Source organism: Culturomica sp. (assembly GCF_003524185.1).
GTDB lineage: Bacteria > Bacteroidota > Bacteroidia > Bacteroidales > Marinifilaceae > Culturomica > Culturomica massiliensis.
In genome coordinates, this window is record NZ_DOED01000035.1 from 18558 (window position 1) to 37245 (window position 18688).

An 18688-nucleotide genomic window follows, 5' to 3' on the forward strand; every position below is an offset into this window, starting at 1 on the left:
GTATCTCCCGTATCCGGCTTATTAATGTTCGTGGCTGTGACCGTGAGGTATAGCCCCTGAAAAAGAAGCCATTTTTACCTGGTAAGCACCTTGGGTTACGACCCGGTCTCCGGCTTTGAGCCCTTTTAATATTTGTACCTGACGGCCGTCATTCATGCCTGGTGTAACTTCCTGCTTCCGGTATCCTTCTTCATCCAATTGGACATATACATAAAATGTACCCATTTCATTCGTCAACGCCGTGACAGGGATGCTTAACGTATTGTCAATCGGGGCAGAAATCAGAAATACTTCTACAAAAGAGCCGGGGATGACATCACCTTTATTGTCGAATTCGAAAGAAACCGGCACATAGAAGGAGTTGGTGTTGGAGGCTTTTCCGAAAGAGAGTAGTTTACCGTCCAATTCTGACAAGACATATACTTTGTTGTCGTATGGAGTCTTGAAATTGGCACTTCGTATCAGGTTCAGGGATTTATAATGTTTTTCGGAAACCTCGGCACGCAATACCAGTTTTTTATTTTGTGATACAGTGGCCAGAGGTTGTCCTACAGTGATGTATTCACCTTCTTTTATCAGCAGGTTTTTCAAATATCCGGTCAAGGGAGAAGTTACACCGACGCCTTTTGCTGTCCGGTTACCGGATATGGCTTCAAATGCGATTTTAGCATTTTCATAATCCAGACGTATGGTTTCGAATTCCCGTTGGGAGATAATTTTGTCTTTTATAAGAATAACCGCCCGTTCATATTCCGCCCGGGCTTTTTCATAACCGGCTTTTACTTTGGAATAATGATCTCCTTCTGCGATATTCCGGGAAGCAATATTGAATAATACTTGTCCTTTTTGTACAGCACTCCCTTCCGTAAGTGTTTTGTTGTAAGATACGATACCGTTGCTTGTGGCCACGATAACCGATTCATCTCCCGGGGCCGGTAATATTTGTCCTGTTGTTTTGATAACACCGTGAAATGTCTCCGGCAGTATTTCTTCTACTTTAAAGTTTGTTTTAGCCGCTTGTGCTTTTGTAAAGATAATTTCGTCGCTGTGTTCGGAGGCTGAAACTGCTTTTTGTTCTGTTTTACCCCCGTGATCATGTCCTTCGTGATCATGTCCTTCGTGGTTGTGCTCATCGTGTTTTTCTCCGGGTTTGTGCTCATGGTTATGTCCTTCATGATCGTGTTCTGCATGTCCCTCGGGAGTTTCGTGTGTGTGTGCGAGAGTCGGATTTTGATTTTTACAGCTGTAAAAAGCCAATGATATACTGATAAGTGTAATGATAATATTTCTCATGTTTTCAAATGTTAAGTATTTATTTTGAATTTACGGTTTGAGATGGCACCTATAGGGATTAAACCGTATGATTCAATTTTAGATTTCAGGTTGTAAATAGACTCTGCCAACGTAACCGTTATCAGGTTCATTTAATACCTAAGTTCTGCAATTAAAATCTGAATTGAAATAAATGCTGCAGATCCTTCTGAATCATTTGGAAGGATAAGTGCTGCTTAACAGATAGGAGGTGCACGGCTGGCTTTATCCGCTGTCAGAAGAAGTATTCGGAAATTTTCGTCAGGAGCCTTTGGGAAACAGGCGGATTCAACTTCGAAAATATAAAACCCGACGGTTTCTGTTAGTATGTAACAGGAAAATAAGAAATGGTGAAAAGGGATATGTTCGTGATTTTCACTGAATATATTTCTGGATGAATTTCCGGGTATTTGTGTTTGAAACAAATGAGAAATACATCCCGATTCTTCCCTGCCGGAATCGTGTTGATGATTGTGTTTCCCATCTGCTTTTTCACAATGGGAAACGTTAAAACAGATGTAGTTGTTGTGATGGTGATGAGGAAAAACGGTAAACGCCAACAGGATCATGCCGGCTAAATAAAGAGGTAATATGGCTGTCCGTTTTTTTCTCATATTTTTACAAAGATATGTAAAATATTGAATATTTAAAATTTAGATTAAATGCACAAGCTTGTCTTTATATTTTGACCTCAAACCTTACATGCAAAGGTTTGCGTTGTCTGGCAGAGTTACAGAGCCTGAAGGCTTTGTAACTTCAAATTTACTTGTCGTTTTCAGAATGACAGCACAGAAAACCGCGGATCATCATTTCGGCCGTAGCCGGATTGGTAGCGATAGGAACATTGTGTACGTCGCATACACGCATTAACATTTGTACATCCGGTTCGTGGGGATGTTTACCCAGTGGATCCCGAAAAAAGATAACCATTTGTACTTTGTGTTCAGCTACCAGTGCTGCGATTTGAGCATCTCCCCCGAGTGGACCGGATAGTAATCTTTCCACTTCAAGGCCGGAGTCCTGAGCGTGTTTGCCCGTCGTGCCTGTTGCTACGATTTCTGTCCCTACCGATTTCAGAAAATCCATGTGTCTGTTCAAAAAAGCAACCATTTCTGCCTTTTTACCGTCATGTGCAATTACTGCAATTTTCATAATCGAATTATATTTAGTTATAAAATTATAAATTACAAACTCTGTTTATGCAGGTCATGAGGGACTTGCAGATTAAGAATCTGTGATTTTAATCGTGTACGAAAATACGGAAAAAAATAGAATAATAAAAATTTTGTCTTTATCTTGAATTTGTCTGTCATTTGAGTGTATTCCCCAATTTTCCGGCGGCTGCTTCATCGGTGAAAAATTCGATGTGATCTGCATGCCGGGCGATATATCCGGCTGGGTACTTTTCGGCTTCCGTATTCGGATTTAGTACTTGCGCAAGTATTTCGGCCTTTTCGCTTCCGATGACATAAAACGAAGTCAAACCGGCCCGGAGCATAGGCTGTCCGGTGAGGGCAATACGGCGTTGACCGTTGTAGGGATTGATGGAAGCGGCATAAGGTTGCGGAGACGTGAGCAGGTCATTTTGACCGGGAAATACGGAAGATGTATGCCCGTCTGTCCCCATACCCAGGATCAGCATATCGAATTGGGGATATCCGTCATTGTCCGGTAAGTTTTTTTTTACCAATTCCGAGTAGCGTTGTGCTTCATGCTGCGGATTCGCTTCTCCCATAATGCGATGGATTTGCATGTGTGGGATCTTTACTTTATCGAGAAACAGTTTTTTAGCCAGGCCGTAGTTACTGTCGCCGTCTGTCGGGGAGACACATCGTTCGTCGACCCAGTAAAGGTGTATACGGTACCAGGGAAGACTTTTATAATACATTTCCGCCCATAAGCGGAAAAGCAATTCTGCTGAATATCCGCCTGAAATGGCTAGACTGAAGGAATCTTTACGGACGGTGTCCATCTGTTTCAGAAGCTGATGTGTAACTACACGTGCGGCCTCTTGCGGGGTGTCGGAAATGTGTATTTTCATAGCTCACAGTATAAGTTTGTTTTTGTCAGATTTTTACAAGGGTTTGTCCATGTGCCTTCTTCCCGGATTATCCGGTCAGCCGCCCCCGGTCCCCAGCTTCCTGCCGGGTAACCGTATAACGGTATCTTAGGGTCTTGTGCCCACAATTGGAGAATCGGATCCAGGAAGCGCCAACTGGCTTCAACGGCGTCACTTCGGGTGAACAGTGTCGTTTCTCCTTGAATACAATCTTCCAGTAGGCGTGCATAAGCATCTCCGGTAGGGACACCCCCTAAACTGTCGTATGTGAATTCAACCGGAACTTCTCCCATATTGAAGCCCGATCCCGGAATTTTCATACTCAATGTGAATACGACTCCTTCATTGGGATTCAGGCGGATGATCATACGGTTAGGGTGCGGGCAGTGTGTCAAACTGCTGAACATGATGTGGGGGGTCTGTTTGAAATGAATGACGATTTCCGATACCTGTGTCGGCATTTGTTTACCTGTGCGGATATAGAACGGTACTCCGTCCCAACGCCAGTTAGAGATGTTTACTTGCATTGCGACATAAGTTTCGGTCCGGGAATGAGGATCGACTTTTTCTTCCTGCCGGTAGGCAGAAAAATGTTTTTTCCCGGCATCAGAAGCCGTGTATTGCCCACGGACAACCTGTGAGCGAATCTCTTTCGGGGTCATGGGTTTTAGGGATTGATAGACTTTTACGATTTCGTTGCGGAAGCTGTCTGCATCGAAGGAAACAGGTGGTTCCATGGCACATACGGCCAACACCTGTAACAGATGACTTTGTACCATGTCTTTCAAGGCTCCGGTTTGGTCGTAAAAACCCCCTCTCTGTTCAACGCCCATATTTTCTACTGCCGTAATTTCTATATGATGGATGTAATTCCGGTTCCATAACGGTTCCAGTACGACATTGGCAAATCGAAGTGCCAGTATGTTTTGTACTGTTTCCTTGCCCAAAAAATGGTCTATCCGGAATATCTGATTTTCATCGAAGATTGAAGTATATATGTGATCTAGGTGTCGTGCTGACTCCAGGTCATGTCCGAAAGGTTTCTCGACGATGATACGTTTGAAACCGGGTTTCTTTTCGGTCGGACGGTTCAGTCCTGCTTTTTGTAATAAGAGGGGTATGGTTTCGTACAGAACGGGAGGTGTGGCTAAATAGTAGAGGTAATTTCCCGGGTTGTCGATCGTATTGTCCAATTCGTCCAGTCGTTTTTTTAAAGCGGGGTAGGCATCTTCGGATGATGGATCCAATGTTTCGTGATAAACGGATTTCAGAAAATTGTCAGCATATTCCGTATTAAACTCTTCTGTTTTGGTATATTTCCTGAGATGTTCCCGGATATGTTTGCGATATTCTTCATTCGTAAATGAGGTACGGGCAATACTGAGTATGGCAAAGTGTTCGGGCAACTCTTCACGTTTGAAAAGCATGTAGAGGGAAGGCATTAGTTTACGCTTTGTCAGATCGCCTGAACCGCCGAAAATAATCACTACCAAAGGTTGCATAGTTTGATGTTGTTAAAGTTGTGTGTATGGCATTGTTTTTTCAGGCATTGTAAATGCCGGCATGGGTGTCGTTCCCTTCACCCGTCCAGTCTTCGTGGAAGAATTCATTCCGGGGACGGTCTGTACGTTCGAAGGTATGTGCTCCGAAGTAGTCACGTTGGGCTTGGATCAGATTGGCAGGAAGGGTCTGCGTTGTCAGTGAGTAGAAATAGTTCAAAGCGGCTGCAAAAGCAGGAACTGCTGTATTCTCCCGGGTTGTCTTTATCAATAAAGCTTTCCAGTTGGGAAGTACTTCTCTGATTTGTTCCCGGAACCAGGAGGAAAGAAGTAAATTTTCCAAATGAGGTGTTGAGTCGAAGATTTCTGCAATGGGGGTTAACAGGGCAGCCCGAATGATACAGCCTGCCCGCCATATACGTGCGATAGCCGCCAGATTGAGTTCCCAATGGAAATGTTCGGAAGCTTGTTGCATCAAAGCGAATCCCTGTGTGTAGGAAATGATTTTCGAAGCATAGAGAGAGTCATGTATTTCCTGATACATGATCTCCGGTTTGTGGGTAAAAACGGGAGCGTCCGTTTTATATTTCCGGGCGGCTGTGATGCGTAAGTCTTTATGAGAAGAAAGGTCTCTTTGAAATACAGCCGTTGCAATAAGGTTTAGGGGAATACCCAGTTCCATTGCCTGGATAACCGACCAGCGGCCGGTGCCTTTTTGACCTGCTACATCCAATATTTTGTCGATGAGAAAGTTATCTTCTGTGTCTTTGTGACGTAGAATATCTGCAGTGATTTCAATCAGATAACTTTTCAGTTTTCCTTTGTTCCATTCTTCAAACCAGGTGGCAATTCCCGGATTCCCCGTATTAAGAGTTTGTTTCATAACAAAGTATGCTTCGGCAATGAGTTCCATGTCGGCATATTCGATTCCGTTGTGTACCATTTTTACGAAATGCCCGGCACCACCTCCGCCGATCCATTCGCAGCAAGGGCTTCCGTCTTCTGCTTTGGCTGCGATACGTTGAAGTATTTCCCGCACTTGGGGCCAGGCTTTCCCGGAACCTCCCGGCATGATCGAGGCTCCGTGTAATGCTCCTTCCTGCCCGCCCGATACGCCTGCTCCGATATAATAGCAGCCTTTGGATTCGACGTATTGTACTCGTCTTTCAGTGTCTTCGAAATTGGAATTTCCTCCGTCAATGAGAATATCTCCGGATTCCAAAAGAGGCAATAGCTGCTCGATAACCTGATCGACAGCGGTACCTGCCTTAACCATCATCAGTATTTTACGCGGTCGTTCAAGTGACTGGACAAAAGCTTTGAGGTCCTCGAATCCTTCAAATCGGCGACCTTTTCCGTATTCTTGCATGAAATGCTGAACAACACTGTGGGAGGGGTGTGGACGGTTGTATACAGATACGTGATATCCTTTATCTTCCAGATTGAGGGCCAGCCCTTCTCCCATAACGGCCAGTCCTATAACTCCAATATCCGATTTTTTCATAATAGAATAGATTTGATTTCGGATATACGGAGAGAAAAGAAGTAAGGTTTAAAAATTGCAGTTTACTTCTGTTCCCGCTTTCAGGGTTTGGAAAGGAAGAAAAATGTTTTTTCCGAATAGACGACTTCGATCAGATCAAAGGCGATGAATTTGGCCAATGTATTTATGGCTCTGGGACGGGGGAGTCCTGATAGTTTACAATATTGAGATAAAGTGATTTTACCGTTGGTATTCAAATAATCCAATAATTGTTGTTCGTGGATGGAATAACGGACGAAAGCCCCTTTACGGGCGTGTTTATATTGCCAAAGGCGTAAATGGACCGGACTGGCTAAAATATTTTCGTCTTTTATGCGTATGTAAGCCCGGTAGTGATTGTCTTCATCTTTGGCGTAATAAGGTCCTTGTTCTCCCTTGGGGATGATGACTTCCAATACGGTCCGGCCTTCAATTTCGTGTGTATGCATTTCACAGTCGATGACTGGTTTGCTGTATAGTCTGGCGGCAGCTTCGATCATGTATATTTCTTCTTCAGAACGGACTCCGGCAATTTTCCCGTTGTCTTTTACCCCGACCAGTAACCGGCCTCCTTCCGTATTTGAGAAAGCAGACAGGCTTTTGGCAATTTTGCGTGCGTCTGAAATTTCAAATTTGAAGTCCTGTTGCTGGTGTTCTCCCTGGCAGATCAGATCGTATATGTAATGGTGTCCTTTGTGTAGCCTGTTCATGGTGCAAAGATAGTAATAAACCCGGAAACTTCCGGGACATGCTGTAACCAACCTTAGGAGGATACGTAATAACTACAACTGTTCAGTTCCTGTGATTTTTGATTTACGACCAATTGTCATTGGGAATTTCAGATTTTAAATTGAAAATGAGAACGGTGATAAAATTACACGCAGGGACGGACTCATTGTGTAATTTTTAATTTGTGTTTTAGGCAGTATTTATCTGATATATATCTATTTGTATGGTGATTTACAGCCTGTAAATTATAATTTATATCCGTGATTAAAATAAACCGTGCTTTGGAATGCACGCGTGAGTTAGTAATAATTTTACCCAATTTGTTATGAAAATGAAAATACAATTAATCGTAATTCTTGGCTTGTTTTTTACAGTCGGAATTCAGCAGAGCCGGGCTCAATCGGGGATGAAAAAAATCGATATGCCACATTTGCCTTATGCTATGAATGCATTGGAACCGATAATCAGCGAAGAAACTATGAATTATCATTATGGAAAGCATTTACAGGCTTATGTGGATAATGTGAACCGATTGATTATCGGTACTCCTTTTGAAAACAGTGATTTGGAAACTATCGTGAAGTATGCTACCGGGCCGATATACAATAACGGTTCTCAAGCTTATAATCATACGATTTATTTTTTAACATTTTCTCCGGATGCCGTTCATCAACCTTCCGGTGATTTGTTGAAGGCGATCGAGAAAAAGTGGGGATCGTTTGAAAATTTCAAGAACGTTTTTTCACAGTCGGCAGCTTCGCTTTTCGGTTCCGGTTGGGTATGGCTGGCTAAAGATAACCAGGGAGAGCTTTTTATCTTTCAGGAGCCGAACGGCGGCAATCCTCTTTCCAGAGGATATATTCCTTTGATGGGGATGGATGTGTGGGAACATGCTTATTATCTGGATTACCAGAACCGGAGACCCGAACATATAGAAAGACTCTGGACAATTATCGATTGGAATACTGTCGGACAAAGATACGGAAGTTGATTTTCGATTGAAAAAGAGTAAATAAAAAATACAAGGCTACCTCGATAGCCTTGTATTTTTATGATGTTCAGAAATTTATTTCTGAATGATTGTTTTACCTCCCGGCAGTACGGCTTGTATATTGTTATCATACATGGCACTGCATTGAATGGCCGGCCGGGTATATTCTCCGGCGAATGCGGCATTGAACCGGAATTTGAAGATTTTCGTCAGGTCCTGACCGAGACTGAAATACACATAATAACGGTCATCCCGAATGTCGACATAGTCTGCATCCTTGAATGCCCGGGTATTTCCGGTAAGCCGGTCGTTGATGATTTCGAAGCCGGACGGAAGCAAATAACTTAAAGCCAGATTGTCGTATGTGCCGCTGACACCGGTATTGCGTATCGTGATTTCTGCCGTGATATCACTGCCTTGTTTGACGTCTGCGATGTTTATGACATTCCCTTTATCGTTGTAATAGGTAATACTCATGGAGAGGCCCGACATAATCCGTTCCTTGACGACTTCATAGGGTGCGGAAGCTGTAATAAGACGTGTATAAAGCGTACTTTCTCCGTTGTTCTTAACTTGTACGTTGATTTGGGGTTGGTTTGTCGGCAGTTCTTGCTGCCAGATCGTTTTGCTGATTTTTACCGTTTCTGTGTGTCCTCCTGTCGTTACTTCACAGTTGAGTCCGTCGAGCTTACCGACAAATTTATCGATGTAAGCGGTAGCAGCAACCAGAGCGAATGCTGTCGTTTGAGTGCTCAACCATTCCTGGGAAGACAGGACGGCAGAGATTTGCTCCAACATTTGCCAGGCGTCCTGCTGCATATTTAAATACACCATCGCCTGGAGCATAATTGCTTTATCTCTTACATCGGAGCCGAATGTATAGCCTGTTTGACGATAGGGCGATACTGTTCGCGCCGCATTTTTGATCAAATTACCGGCAACATCGGGATGATTGGTAAGGGCATAGGCAGAAGCCAGCAACCATTCGGCCGTCGGATTATGCAGCTTACGCTCTTTCATGCGGTTCATTGCCGGCATGTTCGGTTTACCTGCCAGAGCAAGTACGTATAGCCGGTAGCCTTGTTGCAGTTCTCCATAATAATCCAAAATTTTATAGCTGTTGGCCATGGATTGCAAAAATTTGAGGTCTTTTTGCAGTAGTTGTTTCGGTATGGTATATCCTTTTTGGGAAGCTACCCATAAGAAATTAGCCACGTAAGTACTTACCCATTCGGAGGTATAGGGCGACCCCGGCCAGTAGGCAAAACCGCCCTCTGAGGTTTGATAGCTGCTTAGACGGTTGATGACCGATTTGACATTAGCTTCGATTGTATTTTTTTGAGCGACGCTGAGTTCGGTCAGTTCTCCCAGTGACAATTGCGGAAAAGCCGTTGAAGTAATTTGTTCCGCGCATCCGTGCGGATAGCTGATCAGGTCTTCGAGACGTTCGCCCAGGTTAAGGGGAGGAATAGAAGATATTTCCAATATAGCCGTCGGATCAGCGCCGTTGATATCCGCCTGGAAATCAGCTTTCTCTCCTTTTTTCAACGTACGGGCTTCGACTTTGGTGATCCGGGGATTCGGAACCCGTATATCGACATCTTCTTTTACATAGGCTTTTTCATTTCCGGCCCGTGCTGTAAATGTGAGTGTGGAAATACCGGTGGTTTCCTTGATCCGTAGTTTGAACCAGACGATCTTTTCGCCTTTCTGATTGAAGGTAAGGGTGGAGGATGCATCTCCCAGAATTTCTATTTTATCGTCTGTGCTTACGGATACTTGGGTTTCACGTATGTTGTTGTTCATTGCAAATATCGTTACCGGAATTTCGATAATATCCCCCGGTGTAAACAGGCGCGGCATAGCTACCGATAACATCAGGGGTTTGTTTACCAAAGCCGAAGTATGTGCAGAACCGTATTTACCGTTCGAAGTTGCGGCAACCACCATTGCCCGTACTTCTCCGATGTATTCAGGCATACGGAATGTATGTCTGTGGGATTCTCCTTTTTTCAAGGAAACCGGGCCTTCAAACAGTACGACCGGTTTGAACCGGTTTGTTTTTTCATCCTGTACCGGTTTCAATGCTTCGTCGCCTCCCACTGCAAAGGCTTTTTCCAGGCGGGCACCGTAGGCACCGAAAATGAAATCATAGAAGTCCCAGGTTTTTACACCCAGTGCTTCCCGGGCATAAAATGCCGGGAACGGTTCCGGGGTACGGAACGAGGTTAGTGATAACAGGCCTTCGTCTACAATAGCCAGGGTATAATCCATAGCTTGTTGGTTTTTCTCGCTCACCGTCACTGTAAATTCCTCTCCGGGCCGTAATTCCTGAGGCATTTTGATTTCCGGATGAAGGTGGAGGGCTGCATCTTCTACATTGATATTTACAACTCCATAGAGGCGTACCGGGCGGTCGTTGTCTCTGTTTTTCTGGGGCTGAATCAGAGTTACAAATGCATATATGTTCGGACACATATCGGAAGTTGCTTCAAATTCGAACGTTGTTTGTCCTTCCGTTGTCTCGACGCGGTGAATGTCTTTGAAGCTTGTGCCGTTTTCAAGGCTGACAATAGCGACACTACCTTTTGAGGAAGGTATGTTGATACGGATTTTTTCTCCTGTTTTATACTCTTTTTTATCTGTATTGACTGTCAATAAGGTTGCCATTTCAGCCGAAGCATTTTCTGCCCAGGATCCGAAATAGGTGATCATGCCTGCCGTATGTCCGGATTGGACGTCTGTGGCTTGTATGTAATAACGTCCGTAATAATCGATATTCAGATCACAGGTAAAATTCCCGTCGGATGATGTTGTGTAGCGGTCAAAGACCGGATCGTTGTATGTGCGGTTGATGTATGAGCCCGAATTGTCCTGATCGGCTTCCCACCACCAGCTCCAATTGATTTTATATACTTTGATGTGGATTTTGGATGAAGCTGTACTTTTCTTGCCTTCCGGCGTTAGAAGAATACCTTGCAGGCGTACATTTTCTTTTGTAGGATACCAGCCGTCGGAAGTTTTGGGAAGGCGGATACCGGCATAGCGGATGTAAGGGGAGTAGCGGGTGGTGTAGGTTGAAATACTGAAATCCCCGCCATTTTCGAAGACCCGGGTCGTAAAAGAAGCCGTGAGTATCCCGGGTGCATTTTCTGTATGTATTTTATCCAGGTTAAAAGAGAAGTTGCCTTCGCCGTCGGTGGTCTCGTCGAAAAGTGTTTCCGCGTAAGATTGAAAATCTTCGGCGATATCATTGAAAGCGTAGTCGGGATATTCCCGGAAAGCCGTACGATTACGATTCAGACGAACTTCTGTAATTGCTTTCAGGTTTGCCGTGGGAGCTCCGTTCAGCCAACGTGTTTTTACACGAACGGTTTTATTGGGAATACCTTCTCCGATTATATCGTCGTTCGGAAATTCCATGTTGATACTGAGACGATTGGGTTTTATCGTTTCTATGCGCAGTGTTTTATTGAAGTTGCTGCCGCCTATTTTGACAATTGCTTTCCAGTAGCCTGTCGGTGCATCTTCTGCTGTTGAGAAACGGAATGTGTGAATCGGGCATTCACTTGTTGTGCTTTTCCGGGTTTCGGTGATATTTCCTTTCGGATCTGCCAATTGGGCGATAACCGGATGGCCTTGGGGGAGTACATTCAATTTATCTTCGAGTATGAAAGAGAGGTAGATGTCATCTCCGGGACGCCATACACCCCGTTCACCGTAGATGAATCCTTTCAGTCCGGATTGAACATTCGCTCCGCTGATGTCGAAGTTGCTTAATGATAGGGCATTGGCATCGGCAATACGTAGCCAAGCCTGATCGTTTCCTTTACGGGCATGGACAATAAACGTTTTTTCTTCCGTATGCAGGTATGCAAATCCGTTTTTGTCCGTTTCGACGGAATCCAGTTTTTGATTCTGGTAGTTGTAGAGGGTGATCATACAATCGGATACCGGCGTAGCTGTGGCAATGTCGTTGACTGCGACGAAATACCGGTTATCGGCCCCTCTTTTAGCGACGAGTCCCAATGAAGTGTTGATGATATTTTTTCCGATAAAACGTTGACTGTTGTAATAGGATACGGTATAAGGATTATCCCGGTCTTCCCAGCGGTAATCCGGGTTGTAATAATACATATCGTAGTAATATCCATCATCGTCGTCGTCCCAGTTTTTCTTATAATAGTTGATATCATCCTCGTTGTCCGAATTATTGGCAAATGTGGTATAGGAACGTTGGAAACGGATTTCCAGCCGGTAAATGACTCCTTTTTCCAGTTTTATCAGGTCGGAAAGATTGAGTGTAAAATCGTTCCAACGGTTGAGATCTATGTTTGTACCTTCTTGCTGTAAATCGATTTTTTGCCGGAAGACGGGACGTGCTGTACGCATCAGACTGCTTGTACCGTTGTATGAATTTTGTTGAAGAAAGAAATTCATGTTTTGCTGGAACACTTTGATGATTTGTACGTCAACGGCTTTCAGGGCTACTGCGGAGAAAGGAACCAATACCTTCCCGTTTGCAGGTGTGATGACGCCTTCTCCGATAAATTTTACGGCGGGGTTGGTAGAAGGTAAGGAGATTGTGTACGTTTGGGTTTCCGTGAGTATTTTCCCGTCGTTACCTCGGATGCCTTCGTGAATTGTTATATCGAGGTATTCCAGGTTTTTATTGAGGGTGTAATACAGGTAGATTGTATTACCTTCAGTTTTGTACCGTATATCGGATATACCCTCAATTGTAATAAGTCCTTCCAGGTTCTGGTCCGGATCGACGTTGTCCGACAAGTCTATGCGTAGAGATTGACGGTCGTTCTTATTGAGACGGACATCGAGTACGGAGAATTCACTTTTTCCCGGAATTTTAATTGTCGTTTCAGTACCGTTGACAATTTTTTTGCCGAAAGAGAGTTGTAACTCCTGCGGGGATTCAGTTTTGCCGATATCCGGAATTTTGAAATAATGGGTATTTCCGTTGTGTTCCCATATAATCGGTATTTCACGGTCACTTAGACGGGCTGATACCTGTTTTTCGATTTCTTCATTTTCCATAAAATCGGAAGTGATTAATGAAGCTTCGTAAGTCAATGTATCGTTGGCTTCTCCTGTGGTAAGGGTACCGGAGGAATAAGATGCTTTTAAATCTACGACTTTGACTTTGAATGTGTAATATTGGAATTTTTGAGGGACATCCATCAGACTGCCTAGATGTAATTTGAAGGTGTATTCTTCACCGTTTTTAAATCGTTCTTCCGGTGTAAATTCTAATGTACGTTCGTCTTTTAGGATCAGTTGTCCCTTTATGTCCGGAGATATTTTCAGTAGTTTAGCAGGCAATGTTTCTCCTGTTTTAACATCCGGATTTACACTTTTTTCCAGATAGATTTCAACGGGACTATCGGATACGATCGTTCCTGAAGTATGACCGTAAATGTATTTACTGAATGCTTCTTTGTCCGTTGTTTCCTGGGAACCGCAGGCGTTTAATAGTCCTATCAGCAGGAATAAGCTGTAATAAAGTAGATGCTGTTGCCTCATAATTAAGGATATTTAGTAGTTTACCATGTTACAAAGTTAGAACAATAATAAACTGTGCATATATTTTCTCCTGTTTTTATTTTTTATATTTTTGTTCGTTTTATATCTTGCTGTGGACGGTGAGATATCATAAAGAAGGGGATAGAGTATCCCCGGGAGGTAAATTAAAATAAATTGAAGGTATGAGAATCGCTGTTGTCGGTACGGGGTATGTCGGTTTGGTATCAGGCACTTGTCTGGCGGAGACCGGGGTTACGGTTACCTGTGTGGATGTGGATGCAACGAAAATAGAGTTGTTGAATAAGGGAGGGATTCCTATTTATGAGCCCGGACTTGCTGAGTTGGTGGTAAAGAACCGTATGGATGAACGTTTATTTTTTACTGTTTCCCTACAGGAAGCTTTGATAGATGCCGATGCCGTATTCATTGCGGTCGGTACGCCTCCGGATGAAGACGGTAGTGCCGACCTGCGTTATGTTTTAGGGGTTGCCCGTGAAATCGGACAGTTGTTGGATCATTATGCCGTTATTGTTACAAAATCTACCGTTCCGGTCGGGACCAACCGGAAAGTTAAAGATACCATTACGGAAGAGTTGAGAAAACGGGGATCGGATGTGGAATTTGACGTTGCTTCCAATCCGGAATTTTTGAAAGAAGGAGATGCTGTAAATGACTTTATGTCTCCCGACCGTATCGTTATCGGCGTTGAATCGGATCGGGCCCAAAAGACGATGGAACGTTTGTATCATGCTTTTCTTTTGAACAATACCTCGATTTTTTTTATGGATATACCATCGGCAGAAATGACTAAATATGCTGCGAATTCCATGTTGGCGACCCGTATTTCTTTTATGAATGACATTGCTAATCTTTGTGAGATTGTCGGAGCGGATGTAAGTGCCGTAAAACGGGGGATAGGCAGCGATACCCGGATCGGCAAGAAATTTCTGAATGCCGGTTGCGGATACGGGGGGTCCTGTTTTCCGAAAGATGTGAAGGCTTTGATAAAAACGGGGAAGGAATATGGGTATAGTATGGAGGTGCTGGAAGCTGTAGAGCGGGTAAACGAAAGACAGAAAGAAGTGTTGTTTACTAAGATCATGAAGCACTATGGCGGTCATATACGGGGAAAACATTTCGGAATGTGGGGATTGTCTTTTAAACCCGCCACGGACGATATGCGCGAGGCTCCTTCTTTGGTCTTGATTGATAAATTGCTTGAAGCCGGAGCTACGGTTTGTGCGTTCGATCCGGTGGCAATGGATGAGGCGCGCCGTCGCATCGGTGACCGTATCGGATATGCCCGGAATATGTACGAGGCTTTGCAAGGAGCCGATGCTATGATTGTGGTGACGGAATGGCAGGAGTTTAAAGTTCCTAAGTTTACATATATAGAGAAGGCTTTGAGGGAAAAGATTATCTTTGACGGACGGAATATATACAGTCCCGATCAAATGAAAGAATTCGGGTATGTTTATTACGGAATCGGAAAGTAAAATTTGTGGGGACGGTCGAAAGCTTTGATTGGAAATTTTAATTTCGTCTGTTGACGAAATAGTATCGATATTTGGAGGATATAGACCGAATGCCGGTTATATAAAGAATTTTATTCAGGTTATTATTATGCGTCTGTTATTTGTGGTGAATCCTGTTTCCGGTTACGGGGCGGGTAAAAAATTACCGAAAAAGATTAAAGAATTGGCTGAATACCGGGATATCGATTACGATATAAAATTTACCGAATATGCCGGTCATGCCCGTGAAATTGTTGCCGATGTCCGGAAAAGCGGGCAATATACCCATGTCGTGGCTGTCGGGGGAGATGGAACTGTCAATGAGGTAGGAACTTCGTTAATGGGGAGTGATCTCATATTCGGTATCGTATCTATTGGTAGCGGCAATGGGTTTGCACGGCATCTGGGATATTCAACTTCATTAAAAAAAGCTTTGAGACAGGTGCTTTGCGGAACTTGTTCGCAGGTGGATGTTATGGAGATAAACGGAGAATATTCCTTGAATGTGAGTGGTGTCGGTTTTGATGCGGAAGTTGCACATGAATTCAATCGTCAGAAACTGCGGGGTGTTTTTTCATACATTTATGCCGGGTTGAAGATGTGGTTTAATTATTCTTCGAAAAAATACCGGATTACCTGTAATGGGCAAACGGTGGAAGAAACCTGTTTTATTCTCAGTTTTGCCAACAGTTCTCAGTTTGGAAATAATGCCTGTATTGCACCGCATGCTTCTTTGAGGGATGGGTTGATGAATGTATGCCTGTTGAAACGTCCCCAATGGTGGAATGTACTTTTGTTTTTGTTTTTCTTTATGAATGCCCGGGTGGATAAATTGAGTCTTTACAAAGAATTCCGTTGTGAAGAGGCTTTGATTGAAGGAGATATTCACAAAGTGCATATTGACGGGGAGGCGGCTTTTATGAATGCTCCGGTACAGTTGAAAATTCACAAAGGAGTACTGAAGTTGGTCGTTCCTAAATTTGCGAAGGGATAACCGTTCCGTTATTGTTCGGGTTTCTTTTCCAGGAATTGGGGTGCAATCCGGAACATATATTCGCGTGCTTCCTCGTAATTATTCGATATAACGCCATCGAGAATTGCTTCTTTGATGGCATTTTTTATATCGCCGATAGTCCGGCAGGGAGGAAGATTGAAGGTTGCTATAATTTCTTCTCCGCTGATCGGCGGTTGGAAATTCCGGACGGAATCTTTTTCTTCTACTTCTTTTAGTTTTTGCCGGACAATCCGGAAGTTTTGCAGAAAGCGTTTTACTTTTTCTTCATTTTTAGAAGTGATGTCGGCTTCTGCCAGAGTCATCAGATCGTCGATATCATCACCCGCATCGAAAAGAAGCCGCCGAACTGCCGAGTCGGTAACGATATCTTCCGAAAGAACAATCGGGCGCATATGCAAATTAACCAGCTTTTGTACATATTTCATCTTTTCGTTCTGCGGCAATTTCAGGCGATTGAATATTTTGCCCACCATCCGTTCGCCGATGTAATTGTGGCCGTAAAATGTCCAGCCTTGTCCCTGAACAAACTTTTTGGTAACCGGTTTGGCAATGTCGTGTAAAAGGGCTGCCCAGCGCAGCCACAGATTATCGGTATGGAGCGACAGGGTATCGAGTACTGTAAGTGTATGGTGGAAATTGTCTTTATGACCTATACCATTGACGGTATCTATGCCTTTCAAGGCCGACAATTCCGGGAAAAACTGCTCCAATAGGCCTGCTTCATCCAGTAAGTAGATACCTTTTGACGGGATCGGAGAGAGCATGATCTTATTGAATTCGTCAATAATCCTTTCCTTAGAGACGATGCGGAGACGTTCTTTATTTTGAGCGATTGCTTGAAATGTGCGGTCTTCGATCTTGAAGTGAAGTTGGGAGGCAAAGCGGATGGCTCGCATCATGCGTAGCGGATCGTCGGAAAATGTGATTCCCGGCTCTAGCGGTGTTTTGATCAGGCCTTCTTCCAGGTGTTGTAAACCACCGAACGGGTCTATAAGGCTGCCGTAATTTTCCCGGTTCAATGAAATGGCTAATGCATTGATCGTAAAATCCCGCCGTCGTTGATCATCTTCTATGGAACCTTCTTCGACAATCGGTTTCCGGGAATCGGCCCGGTAGGATTCTCTGCGGGCTCCGACAAATTCAATTTCCATTCCTTTATAACGGAACATGGCCGTACCGAAATTTTTGAATACCGATACCGTTAGGTTTCCCAGTCGTTTGGCGGCAGCTTCGGCTAAGGCAATGCCGTTGCCGTGTACTACGATATCGATGTCCTTGGAAGGACGATGCAACAGAATATCTCTGACAAAACCTCCGATAACGTATGTTTCAATTCCTTTTTCTTCAGCAATTTCAGACAATAATTTAAAAACCGGGTGTTTCAGATATTCCTGCATCATTGTTTCTTTTCTTGATACCGGCTGCAAAAATACCACAATTTTACCATATCAAAGGCAAAAGAACGAAAAAATAGGGGTGGCAAAATGACATAAAGGAAAGGCTGATTTTAGATTATAGATTTTTGACTTACGGTTTTAAATTGAATGTACAATCTTTTCCGTAAAGAAAAAGAGCCGGAAATCAAAATAGCTGTCTGTTTTTGACCGGTTATGCCGCCTGCTCTTCCGGAACGGTTTTCCCGTTTTCGGACGCTATAAAACGTTCGCGTAGATTTTTAAGCCTTTAAAGCCCGAAAAGGCGGTGAGAAAAAGGATTTTTTGTAATTTCGAGGGACGAATGAAACAAGGGCATAAAAATGATGTCCGATAAATACAAGACTTGGTAATTAAAAATGAAGCTATGAAGAAGAAAGCCGGATTATTTGATTTGGATGGGGTGATTTTCGATACAGAAGGACAATATACTCAATTTTGGAGTGAAGAGGGAAAGTTATTGCAGGAAAGTTCTGATTTTAGTGCCTGTATAAAAGGACGCACTCTGAAAGAGATTTTGGATCGGTATTTTCCCGATCAAAAACAAGCAGATGAGGTAATAAAGAGGCTCAGCCGCTTTGAGCAAGAAATGGTGATCGAATATATACCCGGAGCCCGGGAGTTTATTCTCGGATTAAAAGAACAGGGTGTAAAGCTGGCCATTGTTACCAGTTCCAATGATTTGAAGATGCAGAATGTATATCGTTTGCATCCCGAGGTGAAAAAGGTTTTCGATGTTATTATCACTGCCGATAAAATCACCCGTTCCAAGCCGGATCCGGAATGTTATTTGCTGGCAGCCCGGGAATTGGGAATGAAGAAAGAGGAGTGTGTTGTGTTTGAGGATTCGTTTTCAGGTTTGGAAGCCGGACGAAGGGCTGAAATGAAAGTTGTCGGTTTGGCGACCTCGAATCCGGCAGAGAAAATTGCAGATAAGGCGGATGTTGTTGTACCTGATTTTCGGGGTCTTTCTTTTACCGACATCCTGAATTGATCGGGAACGGAAGGATTTCCCGGTCGGTTATGGTATACTGTTGATAAAAAGAAAACCGGCTGATTTTGAACTGAACCCCGAAA

General features: G+C 43.7%; 13 protein-coding genes. 4 read left to right on the forward strand and 9 right to left on the reverse strand.

Going from position 1 to position 18688, the window contains the following annotated elements; translation table 11 throughout:
- Positions 1-21: 21 nt before the first annotated feature.
- The 7 genes from DD657_RS12425 to DD657_RS12455 form a co-directional block, all read right to left on the reverse strand.
- Positions 22-1293: an efflux RND transporter periplasmic adaptor subunit gene (locus tag DD657_RS12425; RefSeq protein ID WP_287050079.1), complete on the reverse strand. Its 1272-nt coding sequence runs from the start codon at positions 1291-1293 to the stop codon at positions 22-24.
- Between the two features lie 215 nt (positions 1294-1508).
- A complete protein-coding gene (locus tag DD657_RS12430) occupies positions 1509-1925 on the reverse strand; it encodes a DUF6769 family protein (RefSeq protein WP_287050081.1) in 417 nt (138 codons plus the stop codon).
- Positions 1926-2073: 148 nt separating this feature from the next.
- Entirely contained in the window at positions 2074-2463 is a 390-nt protein-coding gene (locus DD657_RS12435) for a methylglyoxal synthase (RefSeq protein WP_021987677.1), read from the reverse strand.
- Positions 2464-2620: 157 nt separating this feature from the next.
- Positions 2621-3352 carry a 6-phosphogluconolactonase gene (pgl, locus tag DD657_RS12440; RefSeq protein WP_021987676.1) on the reverse strand — a complete coding sequence of 244 codons (732 nt, stop codon included), beginning with the start codon at positions 3350-3352 and terminating at the stop codon, positions 2621-2623.
- The gene (zwf, locus tag DD657_RS12445; RefSeq protein WP_021987675.1) at positions 3349-4872 is read right to left on the reverse strand and encodes a glucose-6-phosphate dehydrogenase; all 1524 of its coding nucleotides are present in this window, start codon (positions 4870-4872) and stop codon (positions 3349-3351) included. The genes pgl and zwf overlap by 4 nt, the downstream gene beginning before the upstream one ends.
- Before the next feature lie 40 nt (positions 4873-4912).
- Positions 4913-6373, reverse strand: a complete 1461-nt coding sequence (gnd, locus tag DD657_RS12450) for a decarboxylating NADP(+)-dependent phosphogluconate dehydrogenase (RefSeq protein ID WP_021987674.1) — start codon at positions 6371-6373, stop codon at positions 4913-4915.
- Between the two features lie 80 nt (positions 6374-6453).
- Positions 6454-7101, reverse strand: coding sequence for an AlbA family DNA-binding domain-containing protein (locus DD657_RS12455; RefSeq protein WP_068688522.1), 648 nt, complete (start codon positions 7099-7101; stop codon positions 6454-6456).
- A gap of 344 nt (positions 7102-7445) precedes the next feature.
- On the opposite strand from DD657_RS12455, the gene DD657_RS12460 reads away from it, so the two are divergent.
- Positions 7446-8111 carry a superoxide dismutase gene (locus tag DD657_RS12460; RefSeq protein WP_502696225.1) on the forward strand — a complete coding sequence of 222 codons (666 nt, stop codon included), beginning with the start codon at positions 7446-7448 and terminating at the stop codon, positions 8109-8111.
- Between the two features lie 75 nt (positions 8112-8186).
- On the opposite strand, the gene DD657_RS12465 is transcribed toward DD657_RS12460, so the two are convergent.
- Positions 8187-13649: an alpha-2-macroglobulin family protein gene (locus tag DD657_RS12465; protein WP_287050084.1), complete on the reverse strand. Its 5463-nt coding sequence runs from the start codon at positions 13647-13649 to the stop codon at positions 8187-8189.
- A gap of 182 nt (positions 13650-13831) precedes the next feature.
- On the opposite strand from DD657_RS12465, the gene DD657_RS12470 reads away from it, so the two are divergent.
- Positions 13832-15145, forward strand: a complete 1314-nt coding sequence (locus tag DD657_RS12470) for a UDP-glucose dehydrogenase family protein (RefSeq protein ID WP_287050086.1) — start codon at positions 13832-13834, stop codon at positions 15143-15145.
- Positions 15146-15272: 127 nt separating this feature from the next.
- Positions 15273-16157 carry a diacylglycerol/lipid kinase family protein gene (locus DD657_RS12475; RefSeq protein ID WP_068692037.1) on the forward strand — a complete coding sequence of 295 codons (885 nt, stop codon included), beginning with the start codon at positions 15273-15275 and terminating at the stop codon, positions 16155-16157.
- An 8-nt stretch (positions 16158-16165) separates the two neighbouring features.
- Here DD657_RS12475 and DD657_RS12480 read toward each other — a convergent pair whose 3' ends face one another.
- Positions 16166-17578, reverse strand: coding sequence for a CCA tRNA nucleotidyltransferase (locus tag DD657_RS12480; protein ID WP_021987668.1), 1413 nt, complete (start codon positions 17576-17578; stop codon positions 16166-16168).
- A 400-nt stretch (positions 17579-17978) separates the two neighbouring features.
- On the opposite strand from DD657_RS12480, the gene DD657_RS12485 reads away from it, so the two are divergent.
- Positions 17979-18605: an HAD family hydrolase gene (locus DD657_RS12485; RefSeq protein ID WP_287050087.1), complete on the forward strand. Its 627-nt coding sequence runs from the start codon at positions 17979-17981 to the stop codon at positions 18603-18605.
- The last annotated feature ends 83 nt before the right edge of the window (positions 18606-18688 follow it).

Coding starts and splice junctions, on each gene's coding strand:
- DD657_RS12460 (WP_502696225.1), top strand. CDS start 7,446: ATGAAAATGAAAATACAATTAATCGTAATTCTTGGCTTGTTTTTTACA.
- zwf (WP_021987675.1), bottom strand. CDS start 4,872: ATGCAACCTTTGGTAGTGATTATTTTCGGCGGTTCAGGCGATCTGACA.
- DD657_RS12470 (WP_287050086.1), top strand. CDS start 13,832: ATGAGAATCGCTGTTGTCGGTACGGGGTATGTCGGTTTGGTATCAGGC.
- DD657_RS12430 (WP_287050081.1), bottom strand. CDS start 1,925: ATGAGAAAAAAACGGACAGCCATATTACCTCTTTATTTAGCCGGCATG.
- DD657_RS12480 (WP_021987668.1), bottom strand. CDS start 17,578: ATGATGCAGGAATATCTGAAACACCCGGTTTTTAAATTATTGTCTGAA.
- DD657_RS12475 (WP_068692037.1), top strand. CDS start 15,273: ATGCGTCTGTTATTTGTGGTGAATCCTGTTTCCGGTTACGGGGCGGGT.
- DD657_RS12485 (WP_287050087.1), top strand. CDS start 17,979: ATGAAGAAGAAAGCCGGATTATTTGATTTGGATGGGGTGATTTTCGAT.
- DD657_RS12455 (WP_068688522.1), bottom strand. CDS start 7,101: ATGAACAGGCTACACAAAGGACACCATTACATATACGATCTGATCTGC.
- DD657_RS12425 (WP_287050079.1), bottom strand. CDS start 1,293: ATGAGAAATATTATCATTACACTTATCAGTATATCATTGGCTTTTTAC.
- DD657_RS12465 (WP_287050084.1), bottom strand. CDS start 13,649: ATGAGGCAACAGCATCTACTTTATTACAGCTTATTCCTGCTGATAGGA.
- gnd (WP_021987674.1), bottom strand. CDS start 6,373: ATGAAAAAATCGGATATTGGAGTTATAGGACTGGCCGTTATGGGAGAA.
- pgl (WP_021987676.1), bottom strand. CDS start 3,352: ATGAAAATACACATTTCCGACACCCCGCAAGAGGCCGCACGTGTAGTT.
- DD657_RS12435 (WP_021987677.1), bottom strand. CDS start 2,463: ATGAAAATTGCAGTAATTGCACATGACGGTAAAAAGGCAGAAATGGTT.